At 61.4% G+C, this 16,023-nt stretch carries 16 protein-coding genes and 1 pseudogene; 14 read left to right on the forward strand and 3 right to left on the reverse strand.

Annotated elements, in window-relative coordinates; translation table 11 throughout:
• The first annotated feature begins 94 nt into the window (after positions 1 to 94).
• Positions 95 to 325, forward strand: a pseudogene (locus QF629_07895) (thiamine pyrophosphate-binding protein).
• Positions 326 to 430: 105 nt separating this feature from the next.
• On the opposite strand, the gene QF629_07900 reads toward QF629_07895, so the two are convergent.
• A complete protein-coding gene (locus tag QF629_07900; protein ID MDP6013448.1) occupies positions 431 to 1,363 on the reverse strand; it encodes an alpha/beta fold hydrolase in 933 nt (310 codons plus the stop codon).
• A gap of 89 nt (positions 1,364 to 1,452) precedes the next feature.
• On the opposite strand from QF629_07900, the gene QF629_07905 reads away from it, so the two are divergent.
• From QF629_07905 to QF629_07965, 13 genes are all read left to right on the forward strand, one after another.
• On the forward strand, positions 1,453 to 1,950 hold the full coding sequence (locus QF629_07905; GenBank protein MDP6013449.1) for a thioesterase family protein: 498 nt from the start codon (positions 1,453 to 1,455) through the stop codon (positions 1,948 to 1,950).
• Between the two features lie 378 nt (positions 1,951 to 2,328).
• Complete coding sequence (locus tag QF629_07910; protein ID MDP6013450.1) at positions 2,329 to 2,706, forward strand: DUF4389 domain-containing protein; 378 nt, start codon at positions 2,329 to 2,331, stop codon at positions 2,704 to 2,706.
• 284 nt (positions 2,707 to 2,990) lie between these two features.
• Positions 2,991 to 3,872 carry a chloride channel protein gene (locus QF629_07915; protein ID MDP6013451.1) on the forward strand — a complete coding sequence of 294 codons (882 nt, stop codon included), beginning with the start codon at positions 2,991 to 2,993 and terminating at the stop codon, positions 3,870 to 3,872.
• Complete coding sequence (locus QF629_07920) at positions 3,796 to 4,740, forward strand: chloride channel protein (GenBank protein MDP6013452.1); 945 nt, start codon at positions 3,796 to 3,798, stop codon at positions 4,738 to 4,740. Before QF629_07915 ends, QF629_07920 begins: the two co-directional genes overlap by 77 nt.
• A 568-nt stretch (positions 4,741 to 5,308) precedes the next feature.
• Positions 5,309 to 5,980 (forward strand): NapC/NirT family cytochrome c, encoded by a 672-nt coding sequence (locus QF629_07925; GenBank protein ID MDP6013453.1) that lies wholly within the window; start codon positions 5,309 to 5,311, stop codon positions 5,978 to 5,980.
• A 12-nt stretch (positions 5,981 to 5,992) separates the two neighbouring features.
• Positions 5,993 to 6,646, forward strand: a complete 654-nt coding sequence (locus QF629_07930) for a c-type cytochrome (protein ID MDP6013454.1) — start codon at positions 5,993 to 5,995, stop codon at positions 6,644 to 6,646.
• A gap of 15 nt (positions 6,647 to 6,661) precedes the next feature.
• Positions 6,662 to 9,370 (forward strand): molybdopterin-dependent oxidoreductase, encoded by a 2,709-nt coding sequence (locus QF629_07935; GenBank protein MDP6013455.1) that lies wholly within the window; start codon positions 6,662 to 6,664, stop codon positions 9,368 to 9,370.
• Positions 9,371 to 9,407: 37 nt separating this feature from the next.
• Positions 9,408 to 9,998 (forward strand): 4Fe-4S dicluster domain-containing protein, encoded by a 591-nt coding sequence (locus QF629_07940; protein ID MDP6013456.1) that lies wholly within the window; start codon positions 9,408 to 9,410, stop codon positions 9,996 to 9,998.
• Positions 9,999 to 10,994 carry a 4Fe-4S binding protein gene (locus QF629_07945; protein MDP6013457.1) on the forward strand — a complete coding sequence of 332 codons (996 nt, stop codon included), beginning with the start codon at positions 9,999 to 10,001 and terminating at the stop codon, positions 10,992 to 10,994.
• Positions 10,991 to 11,584 carry a 4Fe-4S dicluster domain-containing protein gene (locus QF629_07950; protein ID MDP6013458.1) on the forward strand — a complete coding sequence of 198 codons (594 nt, stop codon included), beginning with the start codon at positions 10,991 to 10,993 and terminating at the stop codon, positions 11,582 to 11,584. The genes QF629_07945 and QF629_07950 overlap by 4 nt, the downstream gene beginning before the upstream one ends.
• A gap of 3 nt (positions 11,585 to 11,587) precedes the next feature.
• Positions 11,588 to 12,184, forward strand: a complete 597-nt coding sequence (locus QF629_07955; protein MDP6013459.1) for a hypothetical protein — start codon at positions 11,588 to 11,590, stop codon at positions 12,182 to 12,184.
• On the forward strand, positions 12,165 to 12,776 hold the full coding sequence (locus QF629_07960; protein ID MDP6013460.1) for a 4Fe-4S dicluster domain-containing protein: 612 nt from the start codon (positions 12,165 to 12,167) through the stop codon (positions 12,774 to 12,776). Before QF629_07955 ends, QF629_07960 begins: the two co-directional genes overlap by 20 nt.
• Complete coding sequence (locus QF629_07965; protein ID MDP6013461.1) at positions 12,773 to 14,863, forward strand: thioredoxin domain-containing protein; 2,091 nt, start codon at positions 12,773 to 12,775, stop codon at positions 14,861 to 14,863. Before QF629_07960 ends, QF629_07965 begins: the two co-directional genes overlap by 4 nt.
• Positions 14,864 to 14,954: 91 nt before the next feature.
• On the opposite strand, the gene QF629_07970 is transcribed toward QF629_07965, so the two are convergent.
• Together QF629_07970 and QF629_07975 are read right to left on the reverse strand one after the other, a co-directional pair.
• On the reverse strand, positions 14,955 to 15,743 hold the full coding sequence (locus QF629_07970; GenBank protein MDP6013462.1) for an SDR family NAD(P)-dependent oxidoreductase: 789 nt from the start codon (positions 15,741 to 15,743) through the stop codon (positions 14,955 to 14,957).
• Positions 15,710 to 15,943, reverse strand: coding sequence for a hypothetical protein (locus QF629_07975; protein ID MDP6013463.1), 234 nt, complete (start codon positions 15,941 to 15,943; stop codon positions 15,710 to 15,712). The genes QF629_07970 and QF629_07975 overlap by 34 nt, the downstream gene beginning before the upstream one ends.
• Positions 15,944 to 16,023: the final 80 nt, after the last annotated feature.

Below are 16,023 nucleotides of genomic sequence, written 5' to 3' on the forward strand. Positions count from 1 at the left end.
CGCGTTTCTCCCAGGGTTCAGGTAGTCAATCTCGGCGACTACCGCAAGCGGTCTGATGAAAAATACGGCTTCACGGACGGATGGGTGGCAGCGCATGAAAACATCGGATCTCTTCGTGAAATGCCTCGAAGCCGAAGGTGTGACCCACATTTTCGGCGTTCCGGACGAAGAAAATGCCCATGTGATGATGTCGCTCGAGGATAGCGATATCACCTTTGTGCTGTGCCGCCACGAGCAGGCGGCAGCCTTTATAGAAGATGCTTACGGACGGCTCACCGGCAAGGCCGGGATCTGCCTCGGCACCCGTGGCCCCGGCGCCCTCGACGCGGCCTTTGCACAACCTGGCCCGGCCCTAATCGCCGCGCCGGTAGACTATACTGAGAACCAGCGCCTGACCAAGCGCCTGGGCAATCTCGTCTGTCCGATCTGATCAGCCGCCGCCGAGGTGGCTCTGAAACCAGTCAACGGTTAGCAGCACGGCGTCCTCGAAATAGGGCCCATAGGGCGCATAATGATCACCTGGAAAGAGCTGGTACAATGCCGGGGCGTTGGCGCGGATCACTTCGTAGACGGCTTCGCCGTTGACCTTGGGATCGAAGTACTGATCCTCGGCGGCATCGATGATCAGGGTTGCCGCACGCACCCTGCCAGCGAGGTCGAGCGGGCGATGCGCTGCCATGCGCGCGAGATCGGGCGTGCCAGGGATCGAGCCCTGACGGTCCGTGCCCTCAGGCAACGGCACTAAGGCGCCGCGTGCCTTTTGGGTGGCTCGCGTCAGACCGAGCACAGCACGCTCCGGATCGCGGCTCACGCCCATAAAGCCCACCTGTGCAACGACGGCGGCAATACGCGGATCGCGCGCCGCCGCTTCGATAGCGTGGCCGCCGCCATAGCTCGTGCCCCAGACACCGACGCGCGCAACATCGACCCCGGGCTCACCCATGACGTAGGCTACCGCAGCAAGCAGATCGGCAATCTGGTCTTGCGGATCGATAACGCCGCGCTCAACATAAGCGCGCACAGTGAGGATGCCGTCGCTGTCAGGTTGGGGCAAGGTCTCGGCCAGCACCAGCCGCGCCTCGGAATCACCCCAGCCGCGATAGTCAAAAGTCAACACGACAAAGCCGCCCTCGGCAAAGATCGGCGCGTGAGCTTGGTTCAGGCCACTGCGCAGGCCGCTCCAGCCGTTGGCGAGTACGATCGCCGGCGCTGGCGCATCTACGGTCCAGCCAGGTGGTGTCCAGAGGTCCCCAGCCAGGCGGACACCTTGGCTCCATATCGTTACCGGGCGGCTTTGCTGTGCCGCCGCCGCCGTTGCCGCCAAAAGCATGATGGCAATGAGACAATGTTGAATTTTTGCCATATCAGTCCTCCCGCACCCACATTAGGGCACGGCGACGCTGGCGGCGACAGGCTTGCCTACCTATGCTCCGCAGCAAGAGGAGAGTGCCTATGACAGTAAGCACAACAGCGCCGCTGGTCCTGCACCGCGAAACGGTGAAGGCCGAGTGGCTCGACTACAACCGGCACATGAACGTCGCTTATTATGTGCTGGTCTTCGACCATGCGACCGATGCTCTGTGTAACCACATCGGCATCGGCTGGGATCACACCAGGACCACCAGCGGCTCTATCTTCATTCTCGAGAGCCACATCGCCTATCTTCAGGAAGTGATGCTTGACGATCCTTTGCGGTTCACCACCCATGTGCTCGATTTCGATTCCAAACGTATCCACTTCGCCCACTCCATGCATCACGATAGGGACGGCTATCACGCGGCGACGATCGAGATAATGCAGTTGTACGTAAACCTGGAAACTCGCCGTGCTGCTGCGATGCCGAAGGCAACGCTGGAGCGCCTGGCCACGCTCAAGGCCGAGCACGCCGCCCGGCCCCTACCGCCGGGTCTGAGCCGGAAAATGAGCTTAATGGCAGGCAAGCTTACGTGACGCCCCCCACAATGCGGCAGCCCGCTTTTCTACTGTATACTGGTACGTGAAACGCTTGATTTTCGGAGGCTGAAATGAGCGTGAGAATCTCAGGAGTGCTGCCGCTGTAAAGCGCGCTGCGCGCATCTAATAAAGCTCACTGGACCGTCGCCGAGATGGCGTAGGACGCGGTCGAGAGCGGCGTCAAAAACCTGGTCACCCTGACCACTGCTGAGGTCAAGGCCAAGAACGGCATCAAGGTAGCGCACACGCCCGGCGAAATGGACCGCGAGATCACCGACATCCTGATGCAGCACACTCAGAACACTTGCCAGCCTTCCCTCCCCAATTCATCATAGGCGACGGGCCGCGCCGGGCGATCATCTGGGGAGATTGGGCATGGCAGACAGCACTGCCGAAACATGTGAAGTGACACGCGTTGCGTTCGACGACCGCAGGATGCGGTTTCTCTATATGGTTATCTTCGCCATCCTCGCGTGGGCGGCGCTGTGGCTGATCATTTTTCTAGCCACAGCGCAGTTCCTGTTGTCGTGGATCACAGGAAGCATCAACGGCAATCTCAGAAATTTCTCGGGCAAGCTCGGCATCTATTTCCGCGACATGCTCGCCTTCCTCGGCTACGTCACCAATATCGTGCCCTTTCCGTTTTCGCCAATAGGCGCCGGCGTCGGCGAGACGGAGGCCGCGGCGCCCAAGCACAAGCCCACAAGGCGACGCAAACGGGTGGTAGCCAATGCCGCCGACAAGACCGATTAGAAGCGTGTCTCGGTTAATTGGAGCTAGTTTGATAGACCAAGATGGCACTTCGGATAGGAGCAATCGGCTGGGCGATTATGTAGCATCGGCCAAGCATCCCAACATATCCCAAAAGCCTCTTTGGCCCACGGCAGCATGGTCTTAGCTACATCCTGATGTCGTTTCGCATCTTGCCCAATGGGCCCACGTCGCGTAGCGACGCGGACCTAACCGGGGCACCGCCGAGGCCGGTCAAACTGACCCCAATCAACCGAGACATGCTCTAGCCACAGCGAGGCGATCTCTTGCAGATCCTGGGCGAGCGCCTGCGGCACAATCCGCACCTGATTCTGTCCGTGTTGGCCTGTGTCGCCGGCGCCGTTGCAGCGTATGGGGCCATCGCCTTCCGCCACGCCATTGATGCCATCCAGTTCCTCTTCTACGGCTCGGATTCAGAGCAGGTGCTATCCATCGCCATGCACCTGGAATGGTGGCACCGCTTACTGGTGCCGGCTTTGGGTGGGCTCGCAGTCGGGATCATAATTTATGCCTTATTGCCCGACCGGCGCGCACACGGGGTCGCCGACGTCATGGAGGCTTGTGCCGCACGGGGCGCGCGCATGCGCCTGCGCGACGGCCTAGTGGCGGCAGCTGCCAGCGCCACCTCGATCGGCGCCGGCGCCTCGGTCGGACGCGAGGGCCCGGTGGTCCATCTTGCCGCGACCATCGCAAGCTGGCTCGGCCAGCGCCTAGGCCTCGACCGGCCGCAACTCATCACTCTGCTTGGCTGCGGTGTCGCCAGCGGTGTCGCGGCCTCTTTCAACGCGCCCATCGCCGGGGTCTTCTTCGCCCTTGAGGTGGTCGTGGGCCATTACGGCCTCGGCACCTTCACGCCCGTGGTGATATCGTCCGTGATCGGCACCATCATCACCCGGGCCCATTTCGGGGACTTCCCAGCTTTCGTCGTGCCCGGCCTGGAGATCTCGACCTATTACGAGTTGCCTGCCTTCTTCCTGCTCGGCCTGATCTGTGCCGGCGTGGCGATACTGTTCGTCTACGGCACGCTGGTGGACCGCGCGCATCGCCGACCTGGCGCCCATTCCCCGTTGGGTGCTACCTGCCTGCGGCGGCTTAGCGGTGGGTATCATTGCCGCGGTCTTCCCCGAGGTCATCGGGGTCGGTTATGAGACCACGGATGCAGCGCTTGCCGGGCGCTTCGACCTCTGGCTCCTGGTCCTGCTGGCACTGGCCAAGACGGCGGCGTCCTGCATCAGCTTGGGCTCAGGCTTCGCGGGCGGCGTCTTCTCGCCGAGCCTCTGCATCGGCGCCCTAACCGGTGCCGCCTTCGGCCTCGTTGCCACCGCCTTCGTGCCCGACGCTCAGGTAAGCGTGAGCACCTACAGCCTGGTCGGCATGGGTGCGGTAACGGGCGCCGTGCTAGGTGCCCCGATCTCAACCATCCTGATCATCTTCGAACTCACCGGCGATTATGCCACGACGATTGCCGTGATGGTGGCTGTCACCGTCTCCTCGCTGACCAGCCGCCAGCTCGGTGTACAATCCTTTTTCGTCAGTCAACTCACCGCTCTGGGTGTCAATCTGCGCCGCGCCAATGAGCGCGCCACCACGCGCACCGTGCCGATCTCGTCGGTCATGAGCGACAGTTTTGCCACGGTCACGACAGAGACCGCCGCCAATGCCATCTACGACCTCGCGGGAAGCGGCGGCAAGGAAGACATCTTCGTCACCGACGAGGCCGGCAAGCTCACCGGCATGCTGCCTCACGCCACCCTACGGTCGTTACTCTTCGACCTGGCCACCGACCGCGACGCCTCGGCGGACGAACTCGCCGACGATCACGTAGACCGCCTCACCCCCGACGACACCTTGGACCGCGCCCTCGACCTCTTTGAGACCACTGACCAACGCCTCATTCCCGTCGTCGAGACCCGTGCCTCGGGCCGCCTCATCGGCGTCGTGCAGAGAGAGTCGGCACTACGGGCCTATTCGCGCGCGCTCTTGCAGCAGAGGGCGTGGGAACATGGGGAAAGTTAACCAGAATAGAAAGCATAATATTGTGTTGTTAATAATCACCACAACATACTTCCAGAGTCAAATAATACAAAGTAGTACAGCCGTCACGGATACTGTTATTAATAATAGTATGTAAAGTACTTATTCTATGAAATTCACTACTTTCTGTACGCTACATTGTAGAGCCCAATGCGGATAATGCAGCTCCTACCTCTCGACCGCTCTTTTTGCAAACGCATCTCTTCAATGAAATTGAAGGGCGCATTATATCGAGAACATCGAGAGTTCTTCCACGAACTTGGCGCCTTGATTGGGTGGCAACGTAGGGATTGAGAAGCCTGAGTACCTCAAGATGAAATACTAGCGCTATCTGAAGCGGTTGAAAAAAGCAGTCAACAATAGAGGGGGGGGCTAAGAAATATTTTGATGATGTGGTTGCTCAAAGACTGTGCGTGGTTTAGAAACCGCGCACAGCCTTGAAAATGCACTTAGTAACTTGGACAAGGTAGGTTTTGAGATACCCATAGAAAGATAAAAAGATAAATAAACCAATACTTTGGAGCCATAGCTCAGCTAGAAGGGCGCTTGAATGATATTCAAGAGATTGGCGGTTCAATTCTCCTTGGCTCCACCAAATAAATCTCTGCTAGCTGGCGGTGCCATATTTCTGGCTGGCATAATCTCCTGGGGTGCCTTCAACTGGAGCCTGGAGCTGGCCAACACCGAGCGCTTCTGCATCTCCTGCCACGAGATGTACGAATTCGTCTATCAGGACTACACAGGCACCAGCCACTTTGCTAACCATGCTGGGGTGCGTGCCTCATGTCCAGATTGCCATGTGCCACGGGAATGGGTGCACAAGGTAGTGCGCAAGATCTCCGCGACCAACGAGCTTTTCCATTGGTTGCGCGGCTCGATCGACACGCCGGAGAAGTTCGAGGCGCGCCGGGAGGTGCTTGCGGAGCGCGTCTGGTCGAGCATGGTTGCTACGGACTCACGCGAGTGTCGCAATTGCCACGACATCGCCGCCATGCGCCGCGAGCGACAAGAAATGACTGCAGGGGCCACGCACGATCTTGGGGAAAGATGGCAGATGACATGCATCGACTGCCACAAGGGCGTGGTGCATTCGCTTCCCACAAGCTTCGACAAGAAAGCGGAGATGGATAGCTTGCATGATCAGATAGAGACCGCTGAAGTGCCCTGCGGACTCTGCCACGAGGGTATGGCAGGAGCAGGCGATGGAAACGACTGGAACTGAAAGGAGAACGATATGTTCGCTGATAGGCGATTGGTCTGGGCGCTGACCTTGACATTCACGCTAGCCGCCGGGCAGGTCCAGGCACAGACTACTTCAGAAGAGGCGCTGCAGACGGGCGAGGCGCTGTTCCTGGAGAATTGCGAGATGTGTCACCAGGCCGATGCCATCGGTGATCCGGGCATAGCTCCCTCCCTGACGAATCCAGAGTTACTGTCCATCGCCTCAGACACCTTCTTTGAGGCCACGATCCGCGATGGAAGGGAGGACACAGGAATGCCCCCCTTTGCCCATTTAGGGCGCCGCGGCATTCGCGCCATCGTGACTTACCTGCGCTACTACGCGGTGGGTGCCAACCGCGCCGAGGAAGTCGATGCACAACCGGATGCCCATGGCGATCCGCGCCTTGGCAAGCACTGGTATGACAATATCTGTTCGACATGCCACGGTGTCGGTGGCGACGGCTATTTTGCCGGCGGCACCGGTACGGCGATCGGGCTGCCCGGCTTTCTTGACAAGGTTACCGACGGATTTATTCGCGAGACCATCCGACACGGCCGCTCGAACACACGCATGCTTGGTTTTAGCGGCTTGGACGGCCTAGCCAATCTGTCGGATCAGGAGATCGATGACATCATCGTGTACCTGCGCGAGCTAACACAAAGCTGAGGAAGATTCTGACTAATGAAACGCATTAAAAAATCGATGTCGCGGCGAGACTTTCTGAAAACCGGCAGCTTCATCACCGGCAGCGCCGCCGGCGCCAGCCTCATGGTCGGGACCAACCCCGAGCTCGAATCGGCCCAGGCCCAGGAGTTCGATGCCGAGGCCAGCCGCACCACAGCGCTCGCCCAATGCCCCTATTGCGGCGTTGGCTGCGGCACCATCATCCAGGTCGAGGGCGGCCGCATCGTCTCCATGCGCCCGGACAAAGACCATCCGACAAATTATGGTCTGCAATGCATCAAGGGCCTGACCGCGGCTGAGCCCATGTATGTCGACCGCATGGAAGGCGACGCCTACGTGCGACGCGACGTCTGGGATGAATGGAATAAGCTTGACCACGGCGACATCGAGTTCATCACGACCAGCAAAGGTTCGTTCGACGAGGAGCACTTCGTGCGCGTGCCTTATCACGATGCCTCGGAGATGGTGGCCCACAAGGTGGCCCATTTTGCCAGGACCCATGGTGGCAACTCGATCGCGCTCTACGGCTCCGGTCAGCTGACCGTAGAGGGGCAGTATCTCGAGAACCTGTTGCTGAAGGGTATTCTCGGCTCCAACACTATCGAAGCCAATGCGCGGATGTGCATGACCTCTGCCGTGACAGGTTATTTTGCTACTCTCGGCTCCGACACACCGCCGCTCGCCTACGAAGACATCGAGTTGTGCGACATGATCATGCATTTCGGGCACAATGCGCGCGAGTCACATCCGATTATCTTCTGGCGCGCCGCCGACCAGAAGCGAAAGGCCGATATCTCGACCGTGATCGTCGATCCCAGGCGCACCGGCACGGTCATGGGCTACGAAGACATCAATCCCGACAACTCTGTCCACGTGCCTATCCTCAACGGCGACATCAGCTTTCTCAACGCCATCGCCCACGTGCTGCTCAAGGAGCACGAAGACGTTATTGACTGGGAGTTTGTCAAGGAGCACACTACCGGCTGGCAGGAATACGTTGACGGCGTGCTTGCGAACTACAGCCCCGAACAGGTGCAGGACCGCATGGGCGGGCCCAGCCACGACGTCCCACCCGAGCTTATCCGGCGCGTCGCCAGCATGTTTGCCGACGCCACACGCAAGCGCCTCGCCCGTAGCAAGGGCCGCCACAGTGGCCAGGGCTACGGCGGCGTCATCATCATGTGGGGCATCGGCTACAACCAGCACATACACGGCCAGCACAACGTCATCTCGATCGTAAACCTACTGACGCTGACCGGTAATCTCGCCAAGCCCGGCTGCGGGCCGTTCTCAATGACGGGCCAACCCAACGCCATGGGTGAGCGCTTCACCGGCGGCTTGACTGGCAGGCTGCCCTTCAACATGCCGCTGTCGGACGATACCCACCGCGCCCGTATGGCCGATTTCTGGCGGGTTCCGGAGGAGAACCTGATCACCGCTATGAACTCCAAGAACCCGGGCTATGCGGTCGGCATGATGGAGCGGGCGCTCAAAGACGAAGTCAAGGCCATGTTTCTCGTCTACGCCACCCATATAGACCTACCGGACCAGCACAATCTGGTGCGCCCGGCGCTGTCAAAGACCTTCGTCATCGCCCAGGAGATCTACCGCCACGCGCCCAACAATCTCTACGCGGACGTGATCTTTCCGGCGGCGACTTGGGGCGAGGTATCGGGCGTCTATATCAGTTCGGAGCGGCGCCTCAACATTTGCCAGAAGGCCGCCGAGCCACCGCCAGGCTGCCTACCCGACATGGACATGGTGCTCGACAAGGCGAAGGAGATCGGCACCATCCTCGGCATGGACATGGACACCGTACTGCCCTATCAGCGCAAGAAAGATGGCTTCTACGATTCCGAGGAGATATTCCGCGATATCATCCTCGCTTCAGCCGGCACCGACACAGACCTCACTGGCATTCTCGAGGTGGAGAAGCTGGATGGGCTGTCGCCCTATGCTCAGCTCGCCGAGCTGCGCGGCATCCAATGGCCGGCACCAACATACGAGATTGCCCAGAACGGCGGTACCAAGCGCCGATACATGCTGCAGGAAGGTGAATGGGAGAATCGGCCTTACGGCTACTTCCGCACCAAGGACGGCAAGGTGCACATGAAGCTCTGCCAACAGGACTACAGCAACCGCAAAGAGCTGACCAAGCGGCTGATGGAGTTCGGCACTAAGGAGGCCCTCTACACCATCGACCACATGGACCTCATCGTCGAGGCGCGCGACAAGGGCGTGACGCCGGACATTCCAGACGAGGAGTTTCGAGGCATACCCTGGCACGATGTGCCCGAGGACAAGTTCCCCTACTGGTTCGGCCTGGGCGTGGTCTACGAGCATTTCCACACCGCCAAGTCCAATCGCAGCCCGACGACACGGCGCCTAGTGCCGGAGATGTATGTCGAGATCAATCCGGCCGATGCCACCGATCTCGGCATTGAGGACGGTGACAAGCTACGCGTGACGACGCGGCGCGGCTGGCTGGAGGCACGCGCCCAGGTGGGCACCAACAGCCTGGTCAAGCCGGCCCGCAATAATGTGCCACGGGGCTACATGTTCGGGCCCTGGAACCTGTCGGTCGCCGACAGCGCCGATCCCAAGAAGAACAAGTGGCTAGCGAATGCCGTAACCAGCCGCGTCTGGGATCCAGTGTCGGGCCAGGTCGACTTCAAGAAAAGCGCCTGCCGGATTGAAAAGATCTGAGGCAGGCGCGCCCCCGCAAAAGCGAAAAGTGGTGGCCATGGAGAGACGCGAGTTCTTTGCCGGGATCGCAATGGGAACCGTGGCTACCCTTTTGTCTAGCGAGTCGCAAGCGGCGCGCAACCGTTCGTCGCCGCGTTACCTACGCCCGCCGGGCGCGCTGCCAGAGGCAGACTTCCTCGCCCGCTGCATTCATTGCGGCCAGTGTGGCGAGATCTGCCCCAACCGCTGCATCGATTATTTTGGCCTCCAGAATGGTTGGGGGTCGAGTGATACGCCATACATTATTCCGCGCGAGAAGAGCTGCATTCTCTGCATGAAGTGCGGCGAGATATGTCCCACGGATGCCATAGCGAAGATCCCGCGAACGGCCGAGAGCATCCTAAAAAGTGTCAAGATGGGCCAAGCGGTGGTCGATGAGAGTCTCTGCCTCTCCTACCAGGGTAAGACCTGCGGCGTCTGCTACCGCGCCTGCCCGCTGCCCGATATTGCCATCTCGGTTGGCCGCTTGGAGCAACCTCACGTCAGCAACCAGTGCGTCGGTTGCGGGCTTTGCGAACGTTCGTGCATCCAGATGCCGCAGGCCATCCGCATTATTCCCGACCGTGGCGAAGACAGGGAGCGCACCTGAGTGGCCACCGCCCACAAGCCCCTCTTTCTCTGGCACCATCTGAACAAACTGCGCTGGCTATGTCTGACCATGATCTTCACCATGCTGGTGCTACTGCCCTTCCTGCATGTCTATCAGAGCTTCGTCGCCGCGCACGCGTACGATCTTCTAGCACCAAACGAACAGCGCCTCTACGACGCCATGGAGATGATCAGCGAGCCTTTCGTCGACGATGTGGAAAACGATCTCGACGCTATCAAGGGTAATACCTGGTCCGGTAGCTTCTGGGGCCTGCAGCTTTCTGACCCACTGGCCGCCATCGGCCAGACGGCTGCAAGCCTGTCGCTCTATTGGCCGTTCCTGCTTACGGCGCTGATTCCGCTGCTCCTGACGGTGCTTTTCGGGCGCTTCTATTGCGGCTGGATCTGTCCCGCGACCTTGCTCTACGAGCTCAATACCAACCTCGCCGGCTGGCTGCGCTGGGCCGGCATCGGACCCGGCAACAGACGTTTCGACAGGCGTTTGAAATATCTCGTGCTGGCGCTTGGCCTCGGCCTTTCGGCGGCCACGGGCTCGGTGGCGATCGCCGCCATATACCCGCCCGCCATCGTCGGCCGCGAGATCTATTATGCCGTGGCGCTCGGTGGCTTTGGCGCCGGCAGCGTCTTCTTCCTGATGACGCTGCTGTTCGACCTGCTGGTGGCGCGGCGCGGCTTCTGCCGCTATCTCTGTCCCGGCGGCGCGCTCTATTCGCTGCTCGGCCGCTACCGGCTGCTGCGCATCCGCCGCATCGTCGAAGGCTGCAACGATTGCGGCAAGTGCAACATGGTTTGCGAGTTTGCCCTCGACCCCATGCACGACGATTTCGGCCAGGAATGCAACAACTGCACGGCCTGCATTGCCATATGTCCGACCGCCGCCATGACCTTCACGCTCGGCGCGCGCGACGTGGCGCGGCAGGGGCCGGGGCATCTCGGCCGCGCCTATCGCGGCCAGAAACAAGGCGAGGGGACTTGACCGGGCGGCGCGGCGCTCTCAAGGGACTGGTCGCCGGCCTCGCCGCCTTTTTCGCCGCCGGCATGCCCTTCGCCGTCTCGCGGCTGCTGGCCCCGGCGCAAGCGAAACCGTTGCGCAACTACCTGCGTCCGCCGGGAGCACTCAAGGACGAGGCGACCTTCATCGCCGCCTGCATCGGCTGCGGGCTGTGCGGCGAGATTTGTCCGCCGCGTTGCATCCGCTTCCATGCCCGCGGCGGCGGCGGCGAAGTCAACCTTCCCTACATCGATCCGGCGCACAAGGCCTGCATTCTCTGCGACAGGTGCATGGCGGCCTGCCCCACCGAGGCCCTTACCATGACGCGCTTGCGCGAGATCGACATGGGCGTTGCCGTGATCGACCGCGATGCCTGCTGGCCCTGGGTGGATCGCGGCGTCTGCGGCGCCTGCGCGACCATTTGCCCCCTTGGCAAGCATGCCATAGGCTTCGATTTCGCGAATCTCTACCGTCCGGTGGTCCGCGACGGCTGCGTCGGCTGCGGCATCTGCGTCGAGGTCTGCCCGCACCCCAGCCTGCCGATCTGGATCGTCGACAGAACATTGAGGAACTGATCCATGCGCACCCTATTGACCCTCCTGCTGGCCGCCATCTCGATATGGCTAGCAGTGGCTCCGACGAGCGCCCATCACATTCTCGGGCGGCCGTCCTACAGCCTGAACGAAGATTCGAACACCCCACCTAGCATGCAGGTCGAGGTACAACTCGGTGACCTGCTCGTCACGACCATGGTCTATCCCGCCTTTCCGCGCCTCGGCGTACCTGGTCGTTTCAACCTCTATGCCAAACATACGAACGGTAGACTATACAAAGGGGAGGTGGAATTTTCAGTGCGCAAGATCACGTGGCTATCCTGGTTTGGCATGGGTGAGGAAAGTCGTGAGATCGGGCGTCAACTGCCTGACGACAACGTCTTCCGCCAGGCCTTTCGTTTGGACAGGGAAGGAGACTTTCTCGTCACCGCCACTTTGGATATCGACGGCGAGCCACACATGATCGACTTTCCGTTGCGCGTCGGCGAAGCCCCGATGATTGGCGCTCTGGAGATCATCATTGCGCTCGTCGTGCTGACCATCGCCGCGGTGACGCTTGTGCAGCGTCGTCGTGCCATGGTTGGCAAGGTTCGCGAGATGCATGACGACGGCCCGTCATGACCGCGTGGGCAGTGTGATGGATCGCCGCGTATTCTTCAAGACCGGCGCCAGGAAGGCTGCCCAGGTGGCCTACCACGTTGCCGGTGAGCGTGCGGCGCAGCGGGCCAAACATTGGATTCGCCCGCCCTTCGCTTTGCCGGAGGTCGATTTTCTGATTTCCTGCAGCCGCTGTGATGCCTGCATCGAGGCATGTCCGCACCAGGTGCTATTCCCGCTGGCGGCGCGGCTTGGCGCAACCGTGATGGGCACGCCAGCCATGGACCTGCTCAATCGCGCCTGTCGGCTATGCGCGGACTGGCCTTGCGTAGCGGCGTGTGAACCGGGCACGCTGGAGTTGCCCGAAGCCGAAGAGGAACCACTGCCAAGGCTGGCCCATGCCGCAATCGACAAAGACAGCTGTCTGCCCTATTCGGGCCCCGAATGCGGCGCCTGCGCCCATGCCTGCCCCGTAACCGATGCGCTGCAGTGGCAGGGCGGCGTGAAGCCCGTGATCGATGTCGGGCGCTGCACCGGCTGCGCCATGTGCCGCGAAGCGTGCATCGTCTCACCCAAGGCGGTCGCCATCACCAGCCTCGGCGGCAAGGAGCAGTGAGGTACAGCCTCACGGCGGCAATATTCCTGCTGCTCGCGCTGATATGCAGCGGGCGGGTCAGCGCAGCCGGGCCGCTAGCAGGATCGGCCAGCCCTTACCTGCGCCTACATGCGGCGGACGCAATCGGGTGGCGTCCCTGGGGAGAAGAGGCGCTAGCCGAGGCGAAGCGCCTCGAGCGGCCAATCTTCCTCTCCATCGGCTATGCCTCGTGCCACTGGTGCCACGTGCTCTCGCGCACAACTTTCGCCGACGAGCGCGTGATCACACTGCTCAACGAGCACTTCATCAGCATCCTGGTCGATCGCGAACAGCGCCCTGACATCGATGCTCATTTCATGGAGGTGCTGGGTGCGATGCGCAGCTGGCGCGGCGCGCCAGCAAACTTCCTGCTGACGTCAGATCTAGACCCGCTCTACGCCACAGGGTACGTGGCGCCCGAGCGCGAGCACGGTCAGCTGGGCATGATTGAGATTCTGGAGACCCTAGTCGACGCCTGGCGCGACGATCGCGATGCGCTTTTCGCCACCGCAGTCAACAATCGCAATGCGCTGAGCACTCTGCTCGCACCACCGCAGCCTGGCCAAGGCAAGGGCGGTGACCCACGGGTCCTGGCGGCAACAGAATGGCTTAAAGCCTTCGATGTTGAGCATGGCGGCTTCGGCAGACGAGAGAAGTTCCCCATGGCGAACGCGCTCTCTCTGCTGCTGCGCCAGGGCGTTTGGCACCGGGACGATGCGCTCGTGAAAGCGGTGCTGCGCAGCCTCGACGCCATGGCCGCCGGTGGCCTGCGCGACCAACTCGGAGGCGCCTTCCACCGCTATACCGTAGACCGCCTGTGGCAGGTGCCCCATTTCGAGATCATGCTGGCCGACAACGCCTTGCTGGCGGAGCTTTACCTGGCGGCCTATCAGGTGTCTGGCGAATCGCGCTATGCGATTGTGGCGCGGGCCGTGCTCGACGACCTTCTGCAGCGCTTCTCGCTCGCCGACGGCGGCTTCGCCAGCTCGCTTGATTCCGACAGCGACGGCGGCGAGGGGCGCTTCTACAGCTGGACCGAGGCCGAGGTGCGCGCGGTCTTGGGGCCCGACGCCGACAGCTTTCTTGCCGCCTATCTCGACCCGGCCCATGGTTTAGTCGAAAATCGTGCCATCCTCCGCCTACGCCCCGGTGCCGGGCCGCTGTTTGAAGTCGAATCACTCCTTGCCAAGAGCCGCGCCAGGCTTCTCGAAGCCCGCGCCTTGCGGCCGCCGCCGGCGCGTGACGACAAGCTGCTGGTGTCGTGGAACGCTCTTACCGTGAGCGCCTTAGCCAAGGCTGCACAGGTGCTGGACGACGCGCGCTACGCCGAGGTTGCAGCAACAACCGTCGATACCCTGCTCGGACTGGTCGGCGACGACGGCGCCCTGGTGCATAGTCGCCTCGGTGGAGAGGCAGTCTTCCTCGACGATTATGCTTTCTTAGTACAGGCGTTGCTCGACCTTTACGAGACCCGTTTCGAACGCCCTCACCTGGAGCAGGCTAGACGCCTGATGCACGTGCTGATCACCCGCTTCCAGGAGGCGCCAGAGCTACCCTTTCGCTTTACCCCGCTTGACAGCCGCTCGCCGCTGCCGGCGCAGGTGCTATTGCGCGAGGAGGGTTTGCCCACGGGCAATGCGGTCGCACTCACAGCACTCGCCCGCCTGCGCCTGTTTGCCGGCGATGATGCCTTCACCGACAATGCCGAAGCGATCCTGCGGGAACTCGGCGCCCATCTCCGGCGCGCCGCAGCGGCATCGCCCGCCTTGTTGGCGGCCTTCGATTTCAGCCCCCACGAGGCCCGCGAGGTGGTGATCGTCGGCAGTGTCGGCGATCCCGCGATGAGGCGGCTGTTGGTCGAAGTGCGCAGCCGACTGCTACACGGCACTGTGGTCGCACTGGTCGACCCCAACGGCCCAACCCAGGACATGCGCTGGCCCCTGCTGGCCTCGCGTCCCTTGCTCGCCGATCGTCCCACGGCCTATGTCTGCCGTAACAGACTTTGCGACCTGCCGGTCGATACTCCAGCTGAGCTTGCAAGCCAGCTCGATATCCTAACAGCGCCGTGACGCATCACTCGGTAGCAGAAACAAATGTGTTTAGCGGCGGGAATGAAGGCGGCGGGATGACCGCGTGGAACGCACATAGGGTGGGTACCGGCTACTTTCTCTTCGGCACGAACGGGTGGGTGCTCGATAGGCCGCCGTCTACCGCAAAAGCCTGGCCATTGACGTAGGACGCCTCGTCGCTAGCGAGAAATAGCGCCATGTTAGCGATCTCATGTGGCTCACCGTAGCGTTGCAACGGGTTGAGCTGTCCGATCTTGTGATCTGTACCGCGTTCGCGGGCACGCTCGAAGATAGGACGGGTCATGCCGGTCTCGATGAGGCCGGGGCAGATGGCGTTGATGCGCACGCCCGTGCCTGTTAGCTCAGTGGCTACCGTCTGGGCGAGAGAGATGACGCCGGCCTTGCTGGCAGCATAGGGCGGGCCACCGGCATTGGCGCGCAACCCCGCGACCGAGGCGGTGCAGACAATCGATCCGGCACCGGCCTCGATCATTCTCGGTGCTGCGTGCTTGATGCAGAGAAAGATGCCGACGAGATTGACCTGGAGAACCTCCTGCCAATGTGCAACGGTCTGCTCAAATAGCGGCACATAGCCGCCGCTGATGCCAGCATTGGCATAGATCGCATCGAGGCCGCCCCAATCGATCGCGGCGCGGGCGACGAAGGCTTTCACCTGGTCCTCCTCGGCGACACTGGCGGGATGGGCGAGCGCGCTGTTGCCATCGGCCTCGATCAGAGCGATGGTCTCGGCCAGTCCGTCTTCGGCCACGTCCACCGCCAGTACTTTCGCGCCCTCGGTGGCAAAGAGACGTGCACTTGCCCTGCCGATACCGCTTGCCGCACCGGTCACGACCACCCGCTTTCCTGCCAGTCTTGCCATGCTCTCTCTCCCGTAAGATAAATCAGATAGCTTACCATCAAACATAGTTGAGCAGAGCCGGACGGCAAAGGTGTAAAGTGCCAACGCAAGGCGCAGCGGGCGATATCGGCACCACGAACGCCGCCGACGCGGACACCGTCCACCAGTGGAGACGCCTGATAAGATCGCAGCACGACCGAGAAGCCGATGACTTGGCTCATGACCACAGCCTCGGTGCTGAAGCCGCTAGCGGAAGGCGTCTGCACGCCACTAAATAGGGGGATCTAATCGTCGTGCTAGC

The organism is Alphaproteobacteria bacterium, assembly GCA_030739735.1.
Classification (GTDB): domain Bacteria; phylum Pseudomonadota; class Alphaproteobacteria; order UBA7887; family UBA7887; genus UBA7887.